18 protein-coding genes, 1 tRNA gene and 1 pseudogene are annotated in these 24,763 nt (G+C 53.2%); 9 read left to right on the forward strand and 11 right to left on the reverse strand.

Annotation, left to right across the window (positions count from 1 at the left end; genetic code table 11):
- Positions 1–199: 199 nt before the first annotated feature.
- The 6 genes from ygjK to ebgR all read right to left on the reverse strand — a co-directional run bounded on the left by ygjK (position 200) and on the right by ebgR (position 9,942).
- On the reverse strand, positions 200–2,551 hold the full coding sequence (ygjK, locus tag OGX93_RS15040; protein ID WP_286449080.1) for an alpha-glucosidase: 2,352 nt from the start codon (positions 2,549–2,551) through the stop codon (positions 200–202).
- 16 nt (positions 2,552–2,567) lie between these two features.
- Positions 2,568–3,623 carry a protein YgjJ gene (ygjJ, locus tag OGX93_RS15045; protein WP_407056836.1) on the reverse strand — a complete coding sequence of 352 codons (1,056 nt, stop codon included), beginning with the start codon at positions 3,621–3,623 and terminating at the stop codon, positions 2,568–2,570.
- A gap of 88 nt (positions 3,624–3,711) precedes the next feature.
- On the reverse strand, positions 3,712–5,145 hold the full coding sequence (locus tag OGX93_RS15050; protein ID WP_286449079.1) for an amino acid permease: 1,434 nt from the start codon (positions 5,143–5,145) through the stop codon (positions 3,712–3,714).
- Positions 5,146–5,212: 67 nt separating this feature from the next.
- Entirely contained in the window at positions 5,213–5,662 is a 450-nt protein-coding gene (locus OGX93_RS15055) for a beta-galactosidase subunit beta (RefSeq protein ID WP_058668135.1), read from the reverse strand.
- A complete protein-coding gene (gene ebgA, locus OGX93_RS15060; protein WP_286449078.1) occupies positions 5,659–8,751 on the reverse strand; it encodes a beta-galactosidase subunit alpha in 3,093 nt (1,030 codons plus the stop codon). Before ebgA ends, OGX93_RS15055 begins: the two co-directional genes overlap by 4 nt.
- Before the next feature lie 207 nt (positions 8,752–8,958).
- Positions 8,959–9,942 carry a transcriptional regulator EbgR gene (gene ebgR, locus OGX93_RS15065; RefSeq protein WP_049009429.1) on the reverse strand — a complete coding sequence of 328 codons (984 nt, stop codon included), beginning with the start codon at positions 9,940–9,942 and terminating at the stop codon, positions 8,959–8,961.
- A 219-nt stretch (positions 9,943–10,161) separates the two neighbouring features.
- Here ebgR and OGX93_RS15070 point away from each other — a divergent pair, with 219 nt between their 5' ends.
- The gene (locus OGX93_RS15070; RefSeq protein WP_049009430.1) at positions 10,162–10,494 is read left to right on the forward strand and encodes a tRNA-binding protein; all 333 of its coding nucleotides are present in this window, start codon (positions 10,162–10,164) and stop codon (positions 10,492–10,494) included.
- A 155-nt stretch (positions 10,495–10,649) separates the two neighbouring features.
- Here OGX93_RS15070 and ygjG read toward each other — a convergent pair whose 3' ends face one another.
- Positions 10,650–12,029, reverse strand: a complete 1,380-nt coding sequence (gene ygjG / locus OGX93_RS15075) for a putrescine aminotransferase (protein WP_111925746.1) — start codon at positions 12,027–12,029, stop codon at positions 10,650–10,652.
- Between the two features lie 431 nt (positions 12,030–12,460).
- On the opposite strand from ygjG, the gene OGX93_RS15080 reads away from it, so the two are divergent.
- Together OGX93_RS15080 and OGX93_RS15085 are read left to right on the forward strand one after the other, a co-directional pair.
- A complete protein-coding gene (locus tag OGX93_RS15080; protein WP_286487811.1) occupies positions 12,461–13,981 on the forward strand; it encodes a methyl-accepting chemotaxis protein in 1,521 nt (506 codons plus the stop codon).
- 327 nt (positions 13,982–14,308) lie between these two features.
- The gene (locus OGX93_RS15085; protein WP_275165166.1) at positions 14,309–15,874 is read left to right on the forward strand and encodes a methyl-accepting chemotaxis protein; all 1,566 of its coding nucleotides are present in this window, start codon (positions 14,309–14,311) and stop codon (positions 15,872–15,874) included.
- Here OGX93_RS15085 and OGX93_RS15090 read toward each other — a convergent pair.
- The gene (locus OGX93_RS15090; protein WP_286487812.1) at positions 15,871–16,428 is read right to left on the reverse strand and encodes a PadR family transcriptional regulator; all 558 of its coding nucleotides are present in this window, start codon (positions 16,426–16,428) and stop codon (positions 15,871–15,873) included. The genes OGX93_RS15085 and OGX93_RS15090 overlap by 4 nt on opposite strands.
- Positions 16,429–16,667: 239 nt before the next feature.
- Here OGX93_RS15090 and OGX93_RS15095 point away from each other — a divergent pair, with 239 nt between their 5' ends.
- Entirely contained in the window at positions 16,668–17,444 is a 777-nt protein-coding gene (locus OGX93_RS15095) for a siderophore-interacting protein (protein WP_286449077.1), read from the forward strand.
- 59 nt (positions 17,445–17,503) lie between these two features.
- Here OGX93_RS15095 and OGX93_RS15100 read toward each other — a convergent pair whose 3' ends face one another.
- On the reverse strand, positions 17,504–19,162 hold the full coding sequence (locus OGX93_RS15100; RefSeq protein WP_286449076.1) for a glycerone kinase: 1,659 nt from the start codon (positions 19,160–19,162) through the stop codon (positions 17,504–17,506).
- A 139-nt stretch (positions 19,163–19,301) separates the two neighbouring features.
- Here OGX93_RS15100 and OGX93_RS15105 point away from each other — a divergent pair, with 139 nt between their 5' ends.
- The 3 genes from OGX93_RS15105 to dhaR all read left to right on the forward strand — a co-directional run bounded on the left by OGX93_RS15105 (position 19,302) and on the right by dhaR (position 22,885).
- Entirely contained in the window at positions 19,302–19,571 is a 270-nt protein-coding gene (locus OGX93_RS15105; RefSeq protein ID WP_286449074.1) for a hypothetical protein, read from the forward strand.
- 185 nt (positions 19,572–19,756) lie between these two features.
- Positions 19,757–20,854, forward strand: coding sequence for a glycerol dehydrogenase (locus OGX93_RS15110; protein WP_286449073.1), 1,098 nt, complete (start codon positions 19,757–19,759; stop codon positions 20,852–20,854).
- 105 nt (positions 20,855–20,959) lie between these two features.
- Positions 20,960–22,885, forward strand: coding sequence for a dihydroxyacetone kinase operon transcriptional regulator DhaR (dhaR, locus tag OGX93_RS15115; RefSeq protein ID WP_012135209.1), 1,926 nt, complete (start codon positions 20,960–20,962; stop codon positions 22,883–22,885).
- A gap of 54 nt (positions 22,886–22,939) precedes the next feature.
- Here dhaR and OGX93_RS15120 read toward each other — a convergent pair.
- Positions 22,940–23,038, reverse strand: a pseudogene (locus OGX93_RS15120) (hypothetical protein); the annotation flags it as partial.
- Positions 23,039–23,601: 563 nt separating this feature from the next.
- Here OGX93_RS15120 and OGX93_RS15125 point away from each other — a divergent pair.
- The gene (locus OGX93_RS15125) at positions 23,602–23,925 is read left to right on the forward strand and encodes a DUF1889 family protein (RefSeq protein ID WP_012135206.1); all 324 of its coding nucleotides are present in this window, start codon (positions 23,602–23,604) and stop codon (positions 23,923–23,925) included.
- Positions 23,926–24,044: 119 nt separating this feature from the next.
- Here the strand turns inward: OGX93_RS15125 and OGX93_RS15130 are convergent.
- Positions 24,045–24,120: transfer RNA gene (locus tag OGX93_RS15130), tRNA-Ile, on the reverse strand.
- A 125-nt stretch (positions 24,121–24,245) separates the two neighbouring features.
- Here OGX93_RS15130 and mug point away from each other — a divergent pair.
- On the forward strand, positions 24,246–24,752 hold the full coding sequence (gene mug, locus OGX93_RS15135) for a G/U mismatch-specific DNA glycosylase (protein WP_012135205.1): 507 nt from the start codon (positions 24,246–24,248) through the stop codon (positions 24,750–24,752).
- Positions 24,753–24,763 lie beyond the last annotated feature (11 nt).

The raw sequence follows: 24,763 nt of genomic DNA on the forward strand, positions 1-24,763 counted from the left end.
ATTGTGATGGGATTCAAAAAAGGAGCGGGGCCAGAGAACGAATTTGCCGGATGGCGACGCTGGCGCATCTTATCCGGCCTACAGGTGTGCGGGTTGTGTGAACATTGCCGGATGGCGACGCTGGCGCGTCTTATCCGGCCTACGGATCGGATTCCTGTAGGCCGGATAAGCGTAGCGCCATCCGGCATCGCATTTCGGATTACAGTTTCCTGAAGAAGTCGTTATACAGCATATACAGGTGCGCGGCGCTCCAGGAGAAGTTCGGCGCGCCCTGCTGTGCGCCGGTCAACGGGTTGTAGTTTTCCTGAATCGGCCCGTCGGCGGTCAGCCCTTTTGCATGCCTGAAGAAAGTATCCGCCAGCTTCAGCGCATCATCACGATAGCCGTAACGCGCCATGCCTTTTAATCCGAACCAGAACTGATCCACCCACACGCGTCCGCGCCAGTAAATATCCGCGCCGAACGCCGGATTGGTCAGCGCGGCGGTGCCGAGCGGTACGAAAGTGTTGAACTCTTTCGGGTCAAGCATCACCTTCACAACCGCATCGGCGTGAGCCTGCGTCGCAGCGCCGTTAAACAACGGCGACCAGCCTTCCGGCCCCTTGCCACGCTCAACGATCGGTTTCCCCGCACAGCCGTTTGCCAGCGGCTTTTCTTCAATCCGCAGATCATAGAAGAAGTGTGTTGTCGGATCGAACATGCAGGTGTTGATGTAATCCGCGAGCTTTTGCGCCAACTGGCGATAGTGCTGCGCCTCGTTCGGCTTATTGAGGAGGACCGCCATTTCTGCCAGATAGTGGTTGTCGCTGTACATGTAGCTCGCCTGATCGACCGACTCCTGTCGCAGCGAATAGCCCAGCAGCGTGCCGTCCTGGCGACGGTTTTCCGCAAATTTCACCGTCCAGTCGCTGCGTTTGCCGCCGTTTGCGACATATTTATCCAGTTGCGCTTTATCAATAAATCCGAACACTGCGGCGTCATCACGCCCGGACTCCCAGGAGGCGGCGACCTGCGCCGGAATTTCCAGGCTGTCGTACTGGCCTTCGCTGATGATGCGGGCATAGTTTCTCAGCCCGGATAACGTCTCTTCCTTGTCGCCCTGTTTTACCGTAAACAGCATTTCGCCGGTGTCGGTATTGTGGGCTTTGTCGCGGGTTGCGCCATATTCCGGGACGCCATTGCCGTTGTGATCGCGGTTACGCAGCCACCAGTCATGGTATGCCACCAGTTTCGGGTACATCTCTTCAAGCCAGGCTTTGTCTTTGGTGACGTTGTAGACCTCCATCACTGACCACGCCGCGAGGCTTGGCTTGGTGTTGCGCTCGTTCCAGTTGCCGCCATCGCCGCCGCGTTCCGGGCTGAGGTTCCAGGCGATCAGATCGGGAACGAAACCCGCATCCTGTGGGCGAAGCGGATCGTCGGGTTGAATCTGCCAGGAGAAGACGGCGCGAATATTCTCTTTGGCGATTTCCGGGTTGAAATGCGCCATCGCAAAGGCCTGCTTCCAGGTGTCCCACGGCCAGGTCTGATTACCGGAAAACCAGCGGCCAGTGACCGATGGCGTCACGGTATGGTGTTTGATCGCGCCGCCTGGTGAGCGCCAGTTGCCGTTCAGCGTTTCAACGGCTTTAACCGCAACCCGCGTCTGTTCTGGCGTGGCGTCCGGGTTGGTTAAGCCTTTTTGCAGATAGCCCTCCCAGCGTTTTTGTGATGCGTTGAGATAGTCAGCCGGGCGAGCCAGAATGTCGCGGATCTGCGCCTGCTCGTTATCCACTTCCTGCGCGGTGAGCAGATGCGACCAGGTAGTATAAAACGTGGTGGAACCGTTGATGTGCGCCTTGCTGGTAAAGCGGTGGCCGTCGACCTTCGTGTCTGTTGGCAGGGATTTATGTATCTGATATTCAGATTCGCCGGAAGTGAGCAGATCCCAGGTGGAACGCACTTTGCCGAAGGTGACTTTCAGACCATCACGGGTGGCGATGATTTTTCGCTGATAGCCCGGGTATTCTCCATCAATGGTTTTATCGGAGATCGCTTTTCCCTCTTTCGCTTCCAGTTTTTCCAGTAACTCGCCGTCCCACACCAGATCCAGCGGCGTCTTGCTGGTGATTTTCGTTTCCAGCAGGGCCGTGCGCGAACTGGCGAAGCGCAGCGTCATCTCAACCTGCACGTCCTTTGAGGATAATTTTTGGATCAGCGCGCCGGGAATGCTGTAAGCCTCAAGCGCAAAGTCAACCTGTTGGCCGTTTTGATACACCGACAGACGGTCAAAATGGGTGGCCATAAAGTTGATGTACTCTTCCGTCAGCAGTGCGACGCCGGGAAAGCCGCCCATCGTGGCCTTGCTGTCTGGCAGCAGGTATCCGTGCCACGCGCCGAGATCGAAAAACGGATTAAAACGCTGGTGATCATCGTAATCGTAATCATGCATATAGCCCGGCGCGCCGGTGCGGTTAATGACATTTTTATAATCGTCCGCAGTGGCGGCATGTGCGGAGAGGCTTATCAGTAAAGCGCAGGTCAGCGGCGTCAGGGTCGTCGTGATTTTCATGGTGTTCATGTCCTTATTACCAGTAGAAATATTGCATCAGGAAAATCTGGTCGCTGGGATCGCCAGATGCGTTTTGCATATAGAACCGGCTGTCGAAGGCGGTGGCGAAACGTCCGCCGCCGTATTCGTACCAGACGCCAAACTGCATAAAAGAGGTGGTTTCGTCTGCGGCATGGTCTGGCCGGTGCCTGGCATAGCTGTAGGCGGTAGAGAGATAAACGCCTTTTAGCGCTTCGTACATGGCGCTGACCATAAAGCCGGTTTCGCTGCCCGGCACGTCCAGACCGTCGGCGCGACCAGTGTGGTGCCAGGCGCGGGCGGCCAGGTTGGGAGAGAGAACGCCGGTCAGAAACAGTTGCCCGGTGCCGTCGGTAACTTCCAGGCCGTTCATCCAGGTGACGCCTTCGACAAGATCGTACTGGATATAACCGTTGATCATCGCCGGATAGGTGTATTTATCGTCATAGCGATCGTATTTGCCGAAATGGAGCCAGGCTTTCCCCTCATCGTGATGCCCGGCTGGCGTGGCGGTGACGCTATAACGGAAGGCGCCGCTCAGATTCTGCACCTTAATCGCGGTCATGATGTCACGGGTATTGGGGATGACGTAGCCCAGATCCGGCGTAAAATCGCCCCACCATTGCAGGTCATCCAGCGAGGAATCCTGACGCAGGCTCAGCATCAGTTCCGTGCCGTCATCAGTACGATAACCGCCATAAAAACGGTTGATACCGCCTTCGAACCCGCCCCAGCTATGATCGGGAACCCAGGCGTTACCCTGATGGTCGGCCTGCACCGTCCAACCTTCGCCGTAAATCAGGCCAAACCATGAGCCGTATTTCATCTCCAGGCCGCCTTCAATATAAGTGCCGTCACTGTATTTATGTTTATCCTGTCCCTCTAAATCCATATATCCCCCCAGCCCCATCTCGCCGTAAAAACGAAAGGAGGGAGAGGTGACGGCTGGCGTTTTTGTGTCGTCATGTTCTGCCGGATGAACGTCTTCCGCAGCCAGGGGAAAAACACAGAGGAAGGGCAGGGCAATCATTGCCCTGCGAATATTTTTCATCATTTTCATGCTTCTGTCCTAAGCCAAAATAAATATTTTTTATTGTTATAGCCAATGTGAAAATGGTTCTTATAGTTATAAAATAAATCTGTTAATTAATGTTTGATGCGGGTGCGGCTTCAATATCCTGTTCTTCTTTTGTGAGTCCTTTAATGTATCGGCTGTATTTCCACCAGGCGAATCCGAGGAAAATAACAATACCGCCCACGTTATAGAAAACAATGGTCATAATATTGCCGCCGGTTGGGAAAGTGGAGGCAATAAATCCGATGGTAAATATAACAATTAACATCGACACGACGATAATACCGGTTCTTTGCGATCCCATACGGAAGTCTCGCGGTAAGTGCTCCAGTTTTGCCCGCAGATTCAGGTAGGCCAGCATAATAAACAGTGGAGGCAGCATGGAGGCCGCTGCGGTCATATTAATGATGGTGTTCATTAATTCCTGAACGGTATTCGAGCCGAGCATCGGGATAATCATCAACGGAATGACAATCAGGAACTGAATCCAGGCGGCGCGAGCGGGGACGCCGTTTTCATTCAGTTCGACGGTTTTTTTGCCAAAAATCCCTGCGGGAATTTCGGAGAAGAAAATTTTAACCGGCGTTGCAGTCCACATCAGCAGAGAGCCGAACATCGCAGTAAAAGAAACCAGACCGACAAAGCGGTTTATCAACAGTTCGGGCAGACCAAACCAGGCTGCCAGACCGTGGAAGACCTGTACTGAACCGCCGGTAAATTTCAGCTCTTTACTGCTCACGAATACGTTGATCAGTACCGACGAGATAGAATGAAGCACGCCGATGAAAATCCCGGCCAGGATGATCACTTTTACAAATGATTTTGATCCGCCTTTTACGTCGTTAACATACACCGCAACGGATTCCGCGCCGCCTGCGGCCATAAAGATCCAGGTCGTAATACCGAGGAACGCCCAGTTAACGTTCGGGATCATCGCCTCCACGGTGATCGGATCGGCAGGCTGAACGCCGCCCACCAGCGCCGTACCGGCCAGTAAAATATAGGAAAGCGTCAACAGGAGCATCAGCGTGGAGGTGACGGAGGTGATTGGCCCCAGCATTTTCGCCCCGTTGGTGGAAACCCAGGTTGAGAAGGCGAACAGCACCATACTCAATACGGTTGTTGCGACCGGCGTCAGAATATATTCGTAGCCCAGGAACGCATAAGAGGCATAGGCAATTACGCGCGGGAGCAGCGAGGTGAAAAAGAACAAGTTAACGAACCAATAGGTGTAGGCGGTAATAAATGCCCAGCGTCCGCCGAGGGAGCTTTTTACCCAAGCATAAACGCCAGCTTCAGAGTTTTTATTTAATGAAACGAATTCTGCAATAATTAAACAGAAGGGGATAAAGTAGAAAATTGTTGCCAGGAAAAACATCGGTGCCGATGCCAGTCCCAGCTCAATATTATTATTGATAACGTTATTAAAACTGTAAACGGCGGCAAAGGTAAGCGAGAGTAAGCCGAATTTGCCGATTGTATTACGTTTGGTATCAGACATAACACATCTCCGATTCCTGATTTTTGTAGGGTAGTCAGCGGCACATCACAGGTGCCGCCCGTTATTTTTATTTGTTATGAAAATAACCATCTTCAATGGTCACTTTGAGTACGACTTTTTTTACAGCGTGATTACAGATAAAACGGTAGGCTTCATGGTTGTCGCAAATCACCATCTGTCCTTCGTGAACCTCCACGGTGTTTCCGCAACCTTTCAGATATTCGCGATCGGTTTCATCGCGATAATATTCAACGACCTGCAACGTATCTTTGGCGGCATATTCAATTTTTTGTCGCCCTTGCAGGTAGTAATGCACTTCAACGTACCGGCGATGCCCGGTAAACAGCGCATCAGCGGCAGAGTTGGTTTCCACGCGATACGTCAGAGAATCCCCGATGGAGTGAGCGACGCCGGGCTGAATGTTGTCTATATTTTCAATCGCTTCAACGCAGCGCTGCCATTTCCGACCAGAGGCGTAGACCTGCCGGAACTGTTCTAAGTTATCGAGGAGCCTCATTTTTCATTCTCGCTATGCAAATTTGTGGAAAAGAAATCCGTGCCGAAGGCATGACTGGCGATAGCCTGGGCGGTCGCTTCGCCGCCGGACACCGGTAGCAACGTAAAGCCATAACGGAATGACCGGAACCAGACGCGCCAGGAATCGAGCACTTCGCTTCCCCAGGAGTTGGAACCCAGCCCAAGCAACTGATGATCCAGATTCAGGGTGATGTCGTCGCAGCGCTGCAACTCATTGCAGTGCTGCGCGGCAAAGAGGTTTTCTGGCGTGTAATGCCAGGCGCTGAAGTTGATGGGGCGTTGCGGCACCACCAGCAGGCCGTTGCCGTGGCGGTTGGTTAGCGTCGCCCAGCGTACATGCTGGCGATTACCGTTGTTCTGCGGGAACGGATAATTCTCAAACATGTCATCCACGGTGGAGCGCCAGATGTCGATGATGTTGGCCTGCTGACTGTCGGCATAGTTTTCTCCCGGGCCGCGACCATACCAGGCAACCTGATCGAAGGCGCCATTGATTCCCATCGTGAAGCCAATACACGGAATAATGTGCGGATATTCGCCGTAGGGTTCGCCGGAAAGCGCGACGTTTACCTGACCATCCATCGCAATGCGCCAGCGATACGTACAGCGCATGCCGAAATCAAATACCGGCGGAGCAATAAGGGTGTGACTGGTAATCAGCACCGCATCTTCCGTTTGCTCGACGGTAAACGCCCGCAGATGCTCCTGCATGATGTGCAGATGGTTTGGTTGCCAGAGTCCCTCGAACTCCTGCTTGTGGTTATCAATTGTCGGCTTAAAGAAATTGATTTTTGGCGCGCGGGTCAGCAGCGCTTCACCATTAACGTTCCAGGCGGTTGGCTTCCCGTTCAGTTTTGAGAACGTCAGATGGAAGTTGTAGCCGCGCACGGTGCAGCTCAGACGATCGTCTTCCAGCGTCAACGCGCGCGCGTTTGGCTGGCTAAACGGTACAGGAGGCGCCGTTCTGGCCTTCAGCGGGAACTGACAGGCGGCGATATGATGCCCTGCGTCGCTGTAGAGTGTGGGGGAGTCTTTGGTCACGGTGACGTTAAGAAACGTTTCTCGCCCATCCAGCGCTGGCAATGTGCAGTGCAGTAACACCTCGCTATTCGGCGCGACGTCGCGCAGTTTGATCTGTTGCGTGGAGAGCGTCTCCCCTTCGGCACGAACGTCAATATGCAGGGTATAGTCGTCAAGGGAGGTGAACCACAGCTTGTTTTCTACTTTCAGTTCGCCACGTTCCAGATCCTGTGCGTGGATTTTTACAGGTGCAATGACCTGCTTGTACTCCTTCAGACCCGGGCCCGGCGTCTGGTCAGGGTAAATCAGACCATCAAGGCAGAAGTTGTAGTTATTCGGGTAGTCGCCGTAATCGCCGCCAAATTTGTACCACACGTTGCCATCGTCGTCTTTCGCCTGAATACCGTGATCGCACCATTCCCAGACATAGTGCCCCTGAATGCAGTCGTGCTGGTAAAAGACATTTTGATATTCGGTTAGCCCACCGGGGCCATTGCCCATCGCGTGGGCGTATTCGCAGATGATGCGCGGCTTCGGATGCGGGTACTCACCAAACTCGTTCATTAGCGGCACGCGGGTATACATGGTGGAGATGATATCCACCACTTCTGCGTCGCGGTCTTCTTCGTAGTGAATCAGGCGCGTGTCATCCAGCGCTTTGGCGGCGTGGTACATCGCGCGAATATTACAGCCGTACCCGGATTCGTTGCCCAGCGACCAGATGATGATAGAAGGGTGGTTTTTCTGCGCATGGATATGGCGCACGATGCGCTCGACGTAGACCGTTTCCCACGCCGGGTCGTCGGTGATGCGGCTGATATCGCCGATGTTAGCGAATCCGTGTGACTCGACGTCGGTTTCCGCCATCACAAACAGGCCGTAGATATCGCAGAGCTCGTAGAAACGTGGATCGTTAGGGTAGTGCGCGGTTCGTACCGAGTTGATGTTGTGTTGTTTCATTAACCGCAGATCTTTTTCAACGCGATCCATGCCGACAGCCCGACCTTTAAGATGATCGTTATCGTGGCGGTTGACGCCGTGCAGCATCACGTAGCGGTTGTTGATGTAAAACAGCCCGTCGCGAACCTGAATATCGCGAAAGCCCACGCGTTGCGGCACCACTTCAAGAGTATTGCCGTTGGCGTCTTTCAGGGTCATCACCAGGTGGTAGAGATACGGCGACTCAGAGGACCACTGGTGCGGAGCGTGAACACGAACGGCAAAGTCGGTGCTGATGCGCTGGTCAATGGTCAGTGCGTTGATGGCGCCTGCATGTACAACATCCTCACCGTCAAACAGCGCATACTCCAGAGAAGCGATTGCCGGGTCGGCGGTCAGATTTTCCAGAATCAGCTGGCAGGAGAGGGTGGCATTGCGATAATCGTCGTCAAAATCGGTGCGGACGGTGAAGTCCTGAATGTGGACGGTGTGTTTGCCAACCAGATAAACGTCGCGGAAGATGCCCGCCGACCACCACATATCCTGGTCTTCAACATAGGTGGAATCTGCCCACTGCATCACGCGGACGCATAACAGGTTGTCGCCCGTCTTCGCGACCGCGCTGATGTCGAACTCTGCCGTCAGGCGGCTGCCTTTGCTGAATCCCACATAATGGCCGTTCACATAAACTTCGAAATACGTTTCGACGCCGTCGAATTTAATCAGCGTTTGCTTTCCTTGCCAGCCTTCGCTCAGCGTGAAAATGCGTTGATAAGCGCCGGTGGGGTTATCGCTGGGGACGTACGGCACATCGATCGGAAACGGGAAACCTTCGTCGGTATATTGCAGCTTGCCGTGGCCTTCCATTTGCCACATCCCTGGAACGGTAATTGTTCCCCAGTCTCGCATATACTCTGAGGTAAAGGCTTCCGGCACCTGAAGCGGGTGGTCGAAGAACTGAAAGTTCCACTGACCGCTTAGCGGCAAAAAATAGCTGCTGGTTTCGCGGGCGAATGTACGAGCCTGGGCTATTGAGTCATAAGAAAAAAAGTAGGCGCGTGGCGCCAGTCTGTTTTCGTGGGTCAGCTGAATGTTTTCCCAGCGATTCATAATGCCTCCCTGTGGAGCGAAGTCGGAACCCTTCAAGGCGATGGTAAGTGTGCGTTATGGGAAATGATTTTAGTAAAATATTTACTAAAATGTAGTGGGTAGAATGATTTACTTTAACTGGATCACGAAAATAAGCAGTGAGAAGAAAAACGGCGAAAAGCGAAATGCGCCCGGCTATCAGGAAAACCGGGCGGCGGAAAAGGGGGGTTAGCGGCTGGTGCCGCGCAGTTTAAGTTTACTGGGAACGAAGACCAGCAGCGGCAGTGCGCGCCCGTCACGGGCTTTTTCGTACACCAGATTTACGCCCTGGCTGCCCATCATTTCGGAATGAATGCGCACTGTGGAAAGCGGTGGGAAGGTGAATCGCGCCGTTGGAATGTCATTCACGCTTATCAGGGAGATGTCGCGTGGGATCTCAAGGCCATGCTCGTGGATTGCGCGTAACACGCCAATGGCTATCGAGTCGGAGGCGACAAACAGCGCGCGCGGATAATCCGCTTTAGCCAGCATTTGTTTCGCCAGTTCGTAACCTGATGAACTGGAAAAACCACCACGCCAGATATCGTCTTCACGCACAACCTGCTTCAGGCGGCCATATTCGACAAACGCGGCTTCGCGGATATCGGCTTTGCCGGGCTCATCCTCCCCGCCAATAAAACCAATACGGGTTGCGCCCTGAGCAATGAAAAAGTCGATGATCTCTTTGCTGATGCGGGACAAATCGATATCGACGGCATCGTATTCACTGCCTGATTCGTGAAAGTCGATAAAGCAGATATTGTCAGTCAGCGCGGCGGCGGCGTCGCGTAAGGCGGCTGAGGGCTTGCCGACAATGAGAATGCCGGTGATGTTTTTAAGATCCGGCAACCCGCTGTGTTCGTAGCAGTTGGTCAGTTCAATCCCCAGTTTTTCACACTGTGTCTCAATCCCGTGGCGGATTGCCAGATAGTAGGGATCGTTAATTTCCAGCTCTTGCTGATAACTGTAGATGGCAAGGATGTGTTGCAGGCTGACCGTACTATTCTGGCTCTTACGGGCGCTGCTGGTTTTGTACTCCAGCTTTTCCGCGATTTCCAGAATGCGGTGTTTGGTCTCTTCTTTGACATTCAGCGTGGGGTCGTCGTTTAAGACCCGCGACACTGTCGCCAGGGATACGCCAGCTTCAATTGCGATATCTTTAAGTGTTGCCATGATTACCTTTTTCGACTTTCCCCTGAGTAGCCTTTTCATTGTAAAGGAAGTGCTTATCTATGCATCTGTTTTCAGTAAATAAAGCGCGTTTATTTGACGTGCCAGGGGTAAATTTCAGCTTAAAGAGTGTGATAAACGCAGCATTTCCCCTTTTTTAAGAACAGTGCCTGGAAAAATTATTGCTATGATTTAGTAAATTTTTACTAGAGGGGGAAAAAGATGGAGACGGTGGCCTTTGCGGATTTTGCCCGACTGGAGCTGCGTGTTGGAAAGATTGTGCAGGTAAAGCGTCATGATAATGCCGATAAGCTTTACATTGTGCAGGTGGATGTGGGCGAGCGTACGCTGCAAACGGTAACCAGCCTCGTACCTTATTACCGAGAGGATGCGCTGATGGGGAAAACGGTGGTGGTACTGTGCAATCTGCAAAAAGCCAAAATGCGTGGTGAAACGTCAGAGTGCATGTTGCTGTGTGCTGAAACCGATGACGGCAGTGAAAGCGTATTGCTGACGCCGGAACGCGTAATGCCTGCGGGCGTGCGGGTTGTGTGAACTTGCCGGATGGCGATGCTGGCGCGTCTTATCCGGCCTACAGGCGGGTGTGCGGGCTGTGTGAACATTGCCGGATGGCGACGCTGGCGCGTCTTATCCGGCCTACGGATCGGATTCCTGTAGGCCGGATAAGCGTAGCGCCATCCGGCGGTGTGTTATGTTTCCTCCACGCTCACCCGTAACGCCGCCAGAGCCTTGCGGGTCGCTTTTAACACCTGTTCACACTGCTCAATTGTTAATGTCAGCGGTGGTTCGATGCGAATCGTTTTCGAGTTGTTGAGCGTCCCGGCAACCAGTACCCGCTGGCGGAACATCTCGCTGGCGAAGTTGTAGCCGATTTCGTTGTCAACAAACTCAATCGCCATCAACATCCCTTTTCCGCGAGCGTCCTGCACCAGGTCAGGGTATTCCCTGGCAAGCTGGAGGAAGCCGTCCAGCAACATATCGCCTTTCTGCTCCGCCTGTGCCGGTAGATTCTGCTCCAGCAACACGTTAATGGTCGCTAATGCTGCCGCACAGGCCAGCGGGTTGCCGCCAAAGGTTGTGGTGTGCAGGAACGGATTATCGAACAGAACGGAGAACACCTCTTCGGTGGCGATGGTTGCCCCAACCGGCATCACGCCGCCGCCTAACGCTTTTGCCAGACATAAAATGTCAGGCTGCACGTTTTCATGTTCACAGGCAAACATCTTACCGGTGCGCCCCATGCCGGTCTGGACTTCATCCAGAATCATCAGGGCGCCAAACTCGTCGCAGAGTTTACGCACGGCGGTCAGATAGCCCTGCGGCGGCAGGATCACGCCGCCCTCGCCCTGAATTGGTTCCAGAATGACGGCTGCCACATCGTCGCCGGTTTTTTTACACTCGCTAAGTGCAGTACGCATGGCCTCAATGTTGCCAAACGGTACATGGCGGAAGCCTGGCAGCAGCGGCATAAACGGCTTGCGGAACGTGGATTTCGCCGTGGCGGAAAGCGACCCCAGCGATTTACCGTGAAACGCGCCGCTGGTAGCGATAAAGGTAAACTTACCGCGCGGCGACTGATACGCCTTCGCCAGTTTCAGCGCCGCTTCCACCGATTCGGTGCCGCTGTTGCTGAAAAAACTGTACTTCAGTTTTCCAGGCGTGAGCGCTGCGAGCGTTTTAGCCAGCATGGCCCGGAGCGGGTCCAGTAACTCCTGGCTGTGCAGAGGTTGTTTTGCGAGTTGATTCTGTACGGCGGATACGACAACTGGATTACGGTGCCCCACGTTGAAAATGCCAAAACCACCCAGACAATCAATAAATTCCTGTCCCTGGGTGTCGACAAGCGTATTCAGACTTCCCGCTTGCCACTCTACGGCTCCGTAATCCCCGCCAGCGGTCACAGATTTTCGATACTCTAAAAACCCCGGATTAACATGCTCTTTGAAGTAATCAATCACCTCTCGGTTCAGTGCTTTCATTTCCTCATGATCAAGCGTTCGCTTTTCAATGAGATTCAGTGCGTGTGCGCTACAGGCCAGGGCCGATGCGCTGGAAGGTAACCTGTTCAAAATATGCTCCCGGAACTCGCGTATCACATGATACTGAGTTAAGTATTGCAGGGATTGCGCCATATCGGCGTGGATCATGAAAATCGGGATAAACACCAGGGAAAATATCAAGTGTGCAATATTTAATCTCATTCATTAACAATTGGTGATGTTTTGCGCAATGCGTGTGCGGGAGAAGCGGGGCTGACGAGCGGGCAGTCGCACCAGAACGGTGCGGGCGGTGTGCGTATATGGGGCGGAAGTTATAGCGGAACTGAATAGTTACTTAACGAAAGTATTTTAAATCAATGAATTAGAAAACATACAAATATTACGGTTTAAACGCAAATTGCGATCTAAATCAAATTTAACAACTAAAGATAAACCAATTATCGCCGAAATAACATCTGACAGAAAAGTTAACATTCAAGTAACCTGCACAGGACGCAACCATGTCTTCTCATCCCTACGTCAGCCAGCATAATTATCCGCTGGATGATGATACAACCCTGATGTCCACAACTGACCTGCAAAGCTATATCACCCATGCAAATGATACTTTCGTTCAGGTAAGCGGCTTTACGCTGAATGAACTGCTTATGCAACCGCATAATCTGGTACGCCACCCGGACATGCCGAAAGCCGCGTTTGCGGATATGTGGTACACCCTCAGGCAGGGTGAGCCGTGGAGCGGCATCGTGAAAAACCGACGGAAGAATGGCGATCACTACTGGGTGCGGGCGAATGCGGTGCCGATGGTGCGGGAAGGGCGCGTGACCGGCTATATGTCGATTCGTACCCGCGCGACAGACGAAGAGATTGCTGCCGTTGAGCCTTTGTATAAGGCGCTGAATGAAGGCCGCAGCAACAAACGTATCCACAAAGGACTGGTGGTGCGTAAAGGCTGGCTGGGGAAACTGCCGGCAATCCCCATTCGCTGGCGTGTACGCAGCGTTATGGCGCTAACGGGCGTGGTGCTGATGGCGGCGATGGCGCAAATGGGCGTTGCGTGGCCAGCGCTATTCGTGAACGCCCTGCTGATGCTGGCGGGAACGGCGGTGTTTGAATGGCAGATTGTGCGTCCGATCGAAAATGTCGCCCGGCAGGCGTTGAAAGTCGCAACGGGCGAGCGTAATAGCGTATCGCATCTTAACCGTAGTGACGAACTGGGGCTGATGTTGCGCGCGGTAGGCCAGCTTGGGCTTATGTGCCGCTGGCTGATTAATGACGTCTCAAGCCAGGTCTCCAGCGTCAGAAACGGCAGCGAGACGCTAGCGAAAGGCAATGACGATCTGAATAAACACACCCGCCAGACGGTGGAGAATGTGCAGCAGACGGTGACGACCATGAACCAGATGGCGGAGTCCGTGAAGAAAAATTCCACCACCGCGTCCGCCGCCGATAAATTATCCAGCGCGGCCAGCAGTGCGGCGACGCAGGGCGGAGAGGCGATGGAAACCGTCATTAAAACGATGGATGACATCGCTGACAGCACGCAGCAGATTGGCACAATCACTACGCTGATTAACGATATTGCTTTCCAGACGAATATCCTGGCGCTGAACGCGGCGGTTGAAGCGGCGCGAGCGGGCGAGCAGGGTAAAGGATTTGCCGTTGTCGCCGGGGAAGTTCGCCATCTTGCCAGCCGAAGCGCCAGCGCGGCGAATGATATTCGTAAGCTCATTGACGCCAGCGCAAGCCGGGTACAGTCCGGTTCCGAACAGGTGCATGCGGCAGGACGCACGATGGATGATATTGTGGCTCAGGTGCAAAACGTCACTCAGTTTATTGCGCAAATCAGCCACTCGACGCTGGAACAGGCGGACGGACTCTCCAGCCTGACCCGCGCCGTGGATGAGTTAAACCATATCACGCAGAAAAATGCCGAGCTGGTGGAGGAGAGCGCTCAGGTTTCAGCGATGGTTAAACATCGCGCCAGCCGTCTGGAAGATGCGGTAACGGTTCTGCATTAAATCAAATTCCCTTTATTTCTGCCGACAAACGCTTATCGAAGCCGATAAGCGTTTTGTCATAATATTGGGCTAACAATGTTAAGCACATATTAAATATTTACCATTTCGAGCTATTTCCTTATTTAAACCCGCTGCGTTATTTTGTGTGATTCTTCATTTTTCCGAACCTGAAAAATGAATTGTATAACGATCGGTCTGCCGATATTCATCGTTGAAAACTATTTACTGTAATAACTTGAAATAAAAAACGATCAATATCATAAAGTTAGCGCAACCGTAACCGATAACGAACCCTGTATAGAGGAAAAACAATCTCCAGGGGGAAATATGCTTTTGCATAACATGAAGATCCGCTCGAAATTATTTATTGCGTTTGGTTTGTTTATTGTACTGATGATCGTGAGTTCTGGCCTTTCGTTGTTCAGCCTGGATCGAACGAATACCAGTATGCAGAACATCATTACTCACGATTATCCCACAACGGTGAAAGCCAACCTGCTGATCGATAATTTTCAGGATTTCGTTAGCACGCAGCAGCTGATGCTGCTGGATGAAGAAGGGCGCTGGAGCCAGGAGTCGCAAAAGCAGCTGGATGCGATTAGCCAGCGCATTACGGTATTGCTCGATGAACTGTCCGCCAGCCGTCATGACGAGGCCTCAAAGGCCATCATCGCCGGAATTCGCGATGTGCGTCAGCAGTATCTGGCCTCCCGGTTCCGTATTTTGCAGGAAATTCAGAACCATAATCGTCCGGCGGCGATACAGGAAATGATGACGACCACCGTCAACATACAGCAGGCGTATAAAGCCAAAGTACAGGAGCTGATCGCTATTGAAGATACGTTGATGCGCAATGCGGGCGCGTCGGTTGACCAGGATTTTCGCACCAACCGGGCACAGCTGATTCTCCTGGCGCTTATCAGCATTGCCGCCGGAGTGATAATGGGATGGTACATCGTACGTTCCATTACCCGACCGCTTAATGACGCCGTGCAGTTTGCCGGGGCGATTGCGGAGGGGGATTTGACCCGCACGATTCATATCGCGCAAAAAGATGAAACCGGCGTGCTGTTGCAGGCGCTGATGGAGATGAAAAACCGTCTGCTGGTGATCGTGCAGGAAGTTCAGAACGGCTCTGAAAATATCTCCAGCGCGGCGGCGCAAATTGTCGCGGGCAACCAGGATCTGGCGGCGCGTACTGAAGAACAGGCCAGTTCTGTTGAGCAAACGGCGGCCTCTATGGAGCAGATTACCGCCACCGTCAAAAATACGGCGGACCACACCAGCGAAGCGACCCATCTTTCTGCCGATGCGGCCAGCGTGGTGAAAAATAACGGTGAGATGATGCGTCAGGTCACGCAAAAAATGCGCGTGATAAATGAGACCTCTAACCGCATGTCCGACATTATCAACCTGATTGATTCTATTGCCTTCCAGACCAACATTCTGGCGCTTAACGCCGCCGTGGAAGCCGCTCGCGCCGGGGAACACGGGCGTGGCTTCGCGGTCGTGGCGGGGGAAGTTCGTCAACTGGCGCAAAAAAGCGCGTCGTCGGCCAGTGAGATCCGCCACCTGATCGAAGACTCTACCAGCCAGACGCAGGAGGGGATGCAACTGGTGGAAAAAGCCAGTGCGTTGATTAATGGTATGGTGGATAACGTTGAAGAGATGGATGTGATTCTGCGTGAAATCGGCCAGGCCAGTCGCGAACAAACCGATGGGATTTCGCAAATCAACAGCGCGATTGGGCTGATTGACGCCACCACGCAACAGAACTCGTGTCTGGTTGAGGAGTCCGTTGCGGCAGCGGCGTCGCTGAATGAGCAGGCCCGGCACTTAAAAGAGATCGTGAAAGTATTCCGCATCCGTGCGGAGGACGTACCGCCTGCTTAATCCAGTTGGCTGATTTCCAGCGCCGCGCGATCGATAACGCCGATGATCTGCTTAAGCTGCGCGTCGCTGATCCCGCCCTGATTCACCCGCAGATCCAACACGGCTTTGAAGTTGTCCAGCGCCCGTTTCATCTGCGGGTTCTTACGCAGTTCAAAGCCGACGCAGCGCGCTTTCACGCGTTCGTGGATGTGCTCCAGGTGTTCACGGTGCTCTTCCAGCCACCGCTGCCCCTGTTCTGTAATGGTGATCTGCTTACGCCCGCCGTCCTCTTCTTTGATAGTGATAAATTCCTGATCCTGAAGAAAATCCAGCGTTGGGTAAATCACGCCTGGGCTTGGGGTGTAGTTGCCCAGCGTCAGGTTCTCGATGGCTTTAATCAATTCGTAACCGTGGCTGGCCTCGCGGGTTAAAATTTCCAGAATCACCAGGCGTAGTTCGCCGTGGCCAAAAAAGCGCTGGCGACGTCCGCCGCCGCCCCGGCCATGACGGTGCTCGCAGCCATGTTCATGGCCGTGGTGATGCTCTCTCTCGCAACCTTCATGATGATGTCGCATGATGTACTCCTGTTTTATTTAGATATATCTAATTTATATCTAAAACTTGTGATCTTGCAAGTTGATCGATTTTTATTTTATTTAATTTATTGATTTTAAAGTGATTAAAATTGTTTTATATCGTGAGATATATCGAAGGTTACTGTATCAAAAAAGTGCTTGCAATCTTCATAACTAACAATCATTATCATTTAAAATTTAATTTAGATATATCGTATTATCTGCATGAAGGCGAAAAAATGATAAATACATCCTCACGCTACCCACAGCGCGTTCGTAACGAACTGCGTTTTCGTGAACTTACCGTTCTGCGCGTCGAGCGTATTAGCGCCGGTTTTCAGCGCATTGTTCTTGGCGGTGAAGCGCTGGAAGGCTTTAGCTCGCGCGGCTTTGACGATCACACCAAAGTGTTTTTCCCTGAACCGGGCAGCCTGTTCGTTCCTCCGACGGTGACGGACGAAGGGATTGTCTGGGGAGAGGGCGTACGTCCTGCTTCCCGCGATTACACGCCCTTATATGATGAAGAGCGGCACGAGCTGGCGCTGGATTTCTTTATTCACGACGGCGGCGTGGCGAGCACATGGGCAGTAAACGCTCGCGAAGGCGACACGCTCACCATCGGTGGGCCGCGTGGATCGCTGGTGGTGCCGGAAGACTATGCATATCAGGTTTATGTCTGCGATGAGTCAGGGATGCCAGCGCTGCGCCGCCGCCTGGAAGCGCTCGATCGCATGTCCGTTCGCCCGAATGTTACGGCGCTGGTCAGCGTACAGGATGCCGCGTATCAGGATTATCTGGCGCATCTTGATGGCTTTGCCATTGAATGGGTGGTCGGACACGATGAGCAGGCGATTGATGAGCGACTGGCGCAATTAACGGTGCCGGAGGCGGATTATTTCATCTGGATCACGGGTGAAGGGAAAGTGGTTAAGCATCTCAGCCGTCGCTTTGAGACGGAACAGTTTGATCCGCAACGGGTGCGCGCCGCAGCATACTGGCATCGTAAGCCGGCTTAATCATTCCTTATAGCTGGAAGTTTAACCGGGCCACTGCGGGCCCGGTTTTCTGCTAACTATCAGGCGTTGTGACTTTCCGCCAGAGCTTTAAACACCATTGCCACGGCATGTGCGCCTGGGTCCATATTGCCAAGCAGGCTTTCGCTGCTGAGGTAGGATGCGCGTCCGGCGTTGGCTTTGCTGGACTGACAGGTACGTTCTGCGCCATTTTGCGCGGCGGAAAAGGCCGCATGCAGATCCTGTGGCTGCGCAAGCAGCGATGTCAGGGCCGGCTGTAAAGCATCGATCATGGTACGATCGCCTTCATCCGCGCCACCGTAATACTTCATCTGCGCCAGACCGGTATTCAGCGCTTCCGCCACACTGGCGCCTTGCTCCAGTTTCTGCCCCGCAGCGGTAAAGAAAATGGACATCAGCACACCGCTGGAGCCGCCCATGACGACGGTCAGGCGTTCGCCAATGAGTGCGAACAGCGTGGCGAGATGGTCGAGCGGCAACTGCTGGCGGTGTAGCAGGCCCGCGATTTCACGCGCGCCTGCCGCAAAAGTTGAGCCGGTATCGCCGTCGCCGACTTTGGCATCCAGCGCGTTAAGATCCATTTCCAGATCGGACAGCGTGCGGGTGACCTGCTCAACAATCCTGGCAACTAACGCGTTCTCTGAAGGCTGAAACTCTACCCGCGCGCTTTGCAATGAGGATGGCATAATGGTTATCTCACGCGGCGGCACCGGCGTTTGCCAACTGCTGGTTTCCACCCCGGAGAGCAACGCTTTTTCGATACTTTCTTCCAGCACCATTGCCGTCAGTGAAAAACCTTTCATGTCCAGCGCAGTCACCAGCGAAGCCGGGCCGATAAGCCAGTCGATGCGTTTATGTAGCGGGCTGCGCGCCAGTTCACGCGTGATGATGGCCATTTCCGCGACGGAGACGCCGCCAAGGTTATTGACCATCACCGCCAGCCGACCGGTCTCAGGCAGAGCGGAGAGGAGTTTGTCGGCCATCAGGCTCACAATCTGCGCGCTGTTTTGGGTATCAATGACTGATGCGCCGGGTTCACCGTGGATCCCCATGCCCAGCTCAGACTGATTAGGATGATGGCGTGGTGCGTTCTCCGTCTCCTGCGGCAGATGGCAACTGGAAATCGCAACGCCAAGACTCACGGTATTGTTGGCGGCGTACTGCGCTTCACGCAAGACGGTCGCCAGGTTGTAGCCGCGTTCGGCAAAATAGCCGGCGACTTTATGAACCAGAATGGTGCCCGCGATACCACGCGGGTGCTTATTGTCTGGCAGCGAAATGTCATCCCCGACAATCAGCATTTCAACGTTGTAGCCCAGACGGCGCGCTTTCTCTGCCGCAAGGCCGAAGTTCAGACGATCGCCGGTATAGTTTTTTACGATTAACAGGCAGCCGGCGTCGCCAGTGACTGCCTGGATAGCGGTCAGCACTGCATCGACGCTGGGGGAGGCAAACAGATCGCCGCAGACGGCAGCGGTTAACATGCCTTTCCCGATGAAACCAACGTGGGCAGGTTCGTGCCCGGAGCCGCCGCCGGAAATCACCGCGACGTTGTTACGGTTCAGATCGCGGCGAACCACGACACGAATCGCCGGATCGCTCTCCAGGCGCACCAGATTGTTCCACGGGCTGGAGATAATCGTTCCTTCAATGACGTCGTTGACGAGATGGGGTCGCTGGTTAAAAAAGAATTGAGTCATAACGGTTCCTGGAGAGTGGGAAAAACAGACCCCCGGCTGCACATTATGGTTGCGGAGGCGCTCATCATCGGGACGCTGCGGGGCAGGTCGGCGATGAGGAGATTCTGGCTGAGTTCATGAAGAAAAAAATTTGAGGAAAATGAGTTTCATTACGAAACGAAATTATTCTTTTATGTTCCGTAATGAAACGTTTTCTGATGAAAAAAAGCCAAAATGCGAGCCGGAGCGCGCCTTTTTCCCGCTCATTCACGCAGAAAAGTTGGCCGGACAGAAAAATATTTTCCTGTCTTGTCGGCAATCGGCGGCGAAAACCACGCATGATTCCCCTTTTTTCAGAGGCATTATGAGAAGGCTGAACGGATCGGGATCGCAATCCTGCCGTTTTTTAGGGTTTATTGTTCCACTATGAAACGTGATGAATTTTTCTGTGTTCCATTTCAGAACAAAAAGAGGAAAGATTTTTTTGGCGATGCCTCGTCCTACAGTGATTGCATCGCTCCGGTATCGCTCCGTTTTCGCCATTAACACAGGGCCAAACAGGATAACGCCAGGGCTCACCATGTAAATACATGCACTTATTTGAGGATGACAGGAATGCTAAAAGTTATTCAATCTCCAGCCAAATATCTCCAGGGACCTGATGCTTCTGTCTTATTCGGTCAATATGCCAAAGACCTGGCGGACAGCTTTTTCGTGATTGCAGATGACTTCGTCATGAACCTGGCGGGCGAGAAGGTGCTGAATGGCCTGAATAGCCACGAAATCCGTTGCCACGCAGAACGTTTCAATGGCGAATGCAGCCATGTTGAAATCAACCGTCTGATGGCCATTTTGAAACAAAAAGGCTGCCGTGGCGTGGTGGGGATCGGCGGCGGGAAAACGCTTGATACGGCAAAAGCCATTGGTTACTACCAGAAACTGCCGGTCGTTATTATTCCGACTATTGCGTCCACCGATGCCCCGACCAGCGCATTGTCGGTTATCTATACCGAAGCGGGCGAGTTTGAAGAGTATCTGATCTACCCGAAAAACCCGGATATGGTGGTGATGGACACGGCAATCATCGCCAAAGCGCCGGTGCGTTTACTGGTGTCCGGGATGGGGGATGCGCTTTCCACCTGGTTTGAAGCGAAAGCCTGCTATGACGCCAGAGCGACCAGCATGGCGGGCGGGCAGTCTACGGCGGCGGCCTTGAGCCTGGCGCGCCTGTGTTATGATACATTGCTCGCAGAAGGTGAAAAAGCGCGTCTGGCGGCTCAGGCTGGCGTTGTGACCGATGCGCTGGAACGTATCGTTGAAGCCAACACCTATCTCAGCGGCATTGGCTTTGAGAGCAGCGGTCTGGCCGGGGCGCATGCGATTCACAACGGTTTCACTATTCTGGAAGAGTGCCACCATTTGTATCACGGCGAAAAGGTCGCGTTTGGCACGCTGGCGCAACTGGTATTACAGAACAGCCCGATGGAAGAGATCGAAACCGTTCTGGGGTTCTGCGAGAAAGTGGGGCTGCCGATTACCCTCGCGCAGATGGGCGTGAAAGACGGCATTGAAGGGAAAATTCAGGCGGTGGCGAAAGCGACCTGCGCGGAAGGCGAAACCATCCACAATATGCCGTTTGAGGTGACGCCGGACAGCGTTTATGCCGCGATTCTGACGGCGGATCTGTTAGGCCAGCAGTGGCTGGCGCGTTAATCCGCCTTGAGTTACGTTCTCTTCCCGAGATGAACAGGCAGTTTCTCCTCCCCTCTGACCGTTCCGGCCGGAGGGGTTGTCTATGGTAAAACAGCGGAAAAGGATATGACGGCTCAGACGCAGGACATCGGGAAGGAAGTATCTTCCGTCATCGCTCAGTCATGGCATCGTTGCAGCAAGTTTATGCAGCGAGAAACCTGGCAGACGCCGCACCAGGCGCAAGGGCTGACCTTTGAATCGATTTGCCGACGCAAAACGGCGTTGCTGACGATAGGCCAGGCCGCGCTGGAAGATGCCTGGGAGTTCATGGATGGACGTCCTTGCGCGCTGTTTATCCTGGATGAATCCGCCTGTATCTTAAACCGCTGCGGCGACCCCGGGACGCTGGAGAAACTGGCGGAACTGGGCTTTCTCGACGGCAGCTACTGTGCGGAAAGCATCATCGGCAGCTGTGCGCTGTCGCTGGCGACCATGCCGGGGCAGCCAACCAAAACGGCCGGAGAGCAGCATTTTAAACAGGCGCTGCACCCGTGGTCGTTCTGCTCAACCCCGGTATTTGATAATCACGGCCGCCTGTTTGGCTCCATTTCGCTCTGCTGTCTGGTGGAGCACCAGTCAGTCTCTGATTTATCGCTGACGCTGGCGATCGCCCGTGAAGTGGGAAATTCACTGTTAACCGATAGCCTGTTGGCCGAGTCTAATCGTCATCTGAATCAGATGTACGGGCTGCTGGAAAGCATGGACGATGGCGTTATGGCGTGGAACGAGCAGGGCGTGTTGCAGTTTCTCAACGCGCGGGCGGCCACGATGCTGCATCTGGATACGCAGGCCAGCCAGGGGAAAAACATCCATGATCTGGTCAATTTGCCTGCCTTGCTGCGTCGCGCCATTAAACACGCCCGCGGGTTGAGCCATGTCGAAGTGACTTTTGAAAGTCAGCATCAGTTTGTTGATGCCGTCATTACCCTGAAACCGATAGTTGAGGAGCAGGGCAACAGCTTTATTCTGCTGCTGCACCCGGTGGAGCAAATGCGCCAGTTGATGACCAGTCAACTGGGGAAAGTGAGCCATACCTTTGAACAGATGTCGACGGACGATCCAGAAACGCGTCGGTTGATCCACTTTGGCCGCCAGGCGGCGAGGGGGAGCTTCCCGGTTCTGCTGTGTGGTGAAGAAGGGGTGGGCAAAGAGCTTCTCAGCCAGGCTATCCACAACGAAAGCGAGCGCGCGAGCGGGCCTTATATCGCCGTAAACTGCCAGCTCTATGCCAATAGTGTGCTGGGGCAGGATTTTATGGGCAGTGCGCCAACCGATGATGAAAATGGTCGTCTGAGCCGCCTTGAACTGGCGAGCGGTGGCACGCTGTTTCTGGAAAAAATTGAATATCTGGCGCCGGAGTTGCAGTCCGCGCTGCTGCAAGTGATCAAGCAGGGCGTGTTAACCCGCCTTGACGCGCGACGTCTGATCCCGGTGGATGTGAAAGTGATCGCGACGACCACGGTTGATCTGGCGAATCTGGTTGAGCAGAACCGCTTTAGCCGTCAGCTTTACTATGCCCTGCATTCGTTTGAAATTATTATTCCTCCGCTGCGCGCGCGGCGTAACAGCATCCCTTCGCTGGTCTATAACCGGCTGAACGGCCTGAAAAAACGCTTTTCAACCAGCCTGAAGGTGGATGATGATGCGCTGGCGCAGCTGGTGGCCTATTCCTGGCCGGGCAATGACTTCGAGCTGAACAGCGTCATCGAAAACATCGCTATCAGCAGCGATAACGGCCACATCCGCCTGAGTAATCTGCCGGAATATCTGTTTTCTGAACGCCCCGGCGTGGATACGACATCATCGCTGTTACCCGCCAGCCTGACGTTTACGGCTATCGAGAAAGAGGCGATTATCCATGCCGCCCGCGTCACCAGCGGACGGGTGCAGGAAATGTCTCATTTGCTGAACATTGGCCGCACTACGCTGTGGCGTAAGATGAAGCAGTACGACATCGACGCCAGCCAGTTCAAGCGCAAGCATCACGACTAGACCGGCTTTCGCCGGGAGCTCCCGACGATATCCGCAAATTTTTCCGGGTTACAGCCCGCCCAACAGTTTGCAGCGTTCGCCCACAACCGAAATGGCATTGGGGCCGAAAAAGTTCACATTTGGCACCAGATAATCAAACATACGATAGCTCATAATAAGACCTTCCAGGGTTCGGATGAGCATTCAGAGAAACAGCGCAACGCAGTTTCTGCCAATAACATATCCTGCTACGACGTACAGGGCTGAGGCCGCGATGAATTATCGCGCGGCGGTAAATGTTTTATTTCGTGTTCTTTATTTTGTCGCTCTCAGGTATTAAGTCAGCAGGATAAAAATTACTCAATTGATAACGCAATTATCTTCCAAACGTATTTTTTGATTAATGTCATTCGACATGATCACACTTTTCTCTACAGACCATTATTTGTGTTTCATACTGAAACTCATATTTTTAGAGGCGTATCAAACTGGAACGTAATTAATTTTGTTTTTTCTCTCGGTGAACCCGGCACTGACCGCCCCTCACCAGGCGTCTAATCCCCCACACTTGCTGCGCTTGTTGTCTCCTGCCTTGCGGGCTATCTGGTTGATCTGTGGAGAGGAAGACGGATGGTGTTGTGACTCACCTCGAAACCTGGTTGAAAGAAAAGGATAAATTTAATGATTTCTTTGATATTAAGTTCAATCCAGGGGCATATTAGAGAGGTGTTTTTCAGATGGTTAATTTTAAGGATAAAAGTATGCCAGCAGTCATTGATAAAGCCTTAGATTTCATTAACGGTATGAATACATCCGCTTCAGTCCCACACCCAATGGATGAAAGTACAGCCAAGGGGATTTTTAAATATTTGAACGAGTTGGGGGTTCCGGCGAGAGCAGAAGATGTGGCAGCCCGAGGCGATCGGGAAGGGTGGAATGCCGGGTTTACGGAAAAATTGGTCGGGTGGGCTGAAAAAATTGCGTCAGGAGAACGGGTGCTTATTAAAAACCCTGAATATTTTTCTTTATATATGCGAGAGCAGCTTCGGGCACTGGTATAAGCTGAGCGCGCGCAAAAAGATCTATCTGCCCCGATGCTCTCGCCTTCAATACGGGAGCATTTATTCCGGCCTCCCAGAAAAACAAAAGGACCTGCGATTTCTCGCAAGTCCTTGATATCTGGTGGCCCCTGCTGGACTTGAACCAGCGACCAAGCGATTATGAGTCGCCTGCTCTAACCACTGAGCTAAGGGGCCGTGGCGGTGGATTATAAAGTAACTCCGTGTTGCAATCCAGCCATAACCGTACGGATGCTGTTTTTATAAACAACGTATTTTCAATCCGTTATACTTTCAGCCTGATGTATCGTTCAGGAGTTAACATGGTTAAGGACATACTGGCGCGGGAGCTGAGAGTGGTATTTTGCGGCATCAATCCCGGCCTCTCTTCTGCGGGGACAGGGTTCCCGTTCGCGCATCCTGCCAACCGTTTCTGGAAGGTAATCCACCTTGCCGGATTTACCGGGCGTCAACTGAAACCGGAAGAGGCGCAGCATCTGCTGGATTTCCGCTGTGGCGTTACCAAATTTGTCGACAGGCCTACCGTGCAGGCGAACGAAGTTAAGCTTCAGGAGATGCGTAGCGGCGGTCATAAGCTCATTGAGAAGATTGAGCACTATCAACCTGCGGCATTGGCGATTCTGGGCAAGCAGGCGTTTGAGCAGGGATTTAGCCAGCGCGGCGCGCAGTGGGGAAAACAGACGATGACCATTGGCGATACGCAGATCTGGGTGTTGCCGAATCCCAGCGGCTTAAATCGCATCAGGACGGAAAAGCTGGTGGAGGCGTATCGGGAACTTGATGAATCGCTGGTGGTTGATGGACTGTAAGCGGTAAAAAA

Origin of the sequence: Citrobacter sp. CK195, from assembly GCF_030333365.1 — a bacterium.
Lineage (GTDB): Bacteria > Pseudomonadota > Gammaproteobacteria > Enterobacterales > Enterobacteriaceae > Citrobacter_B > Citrobacter_B koseri.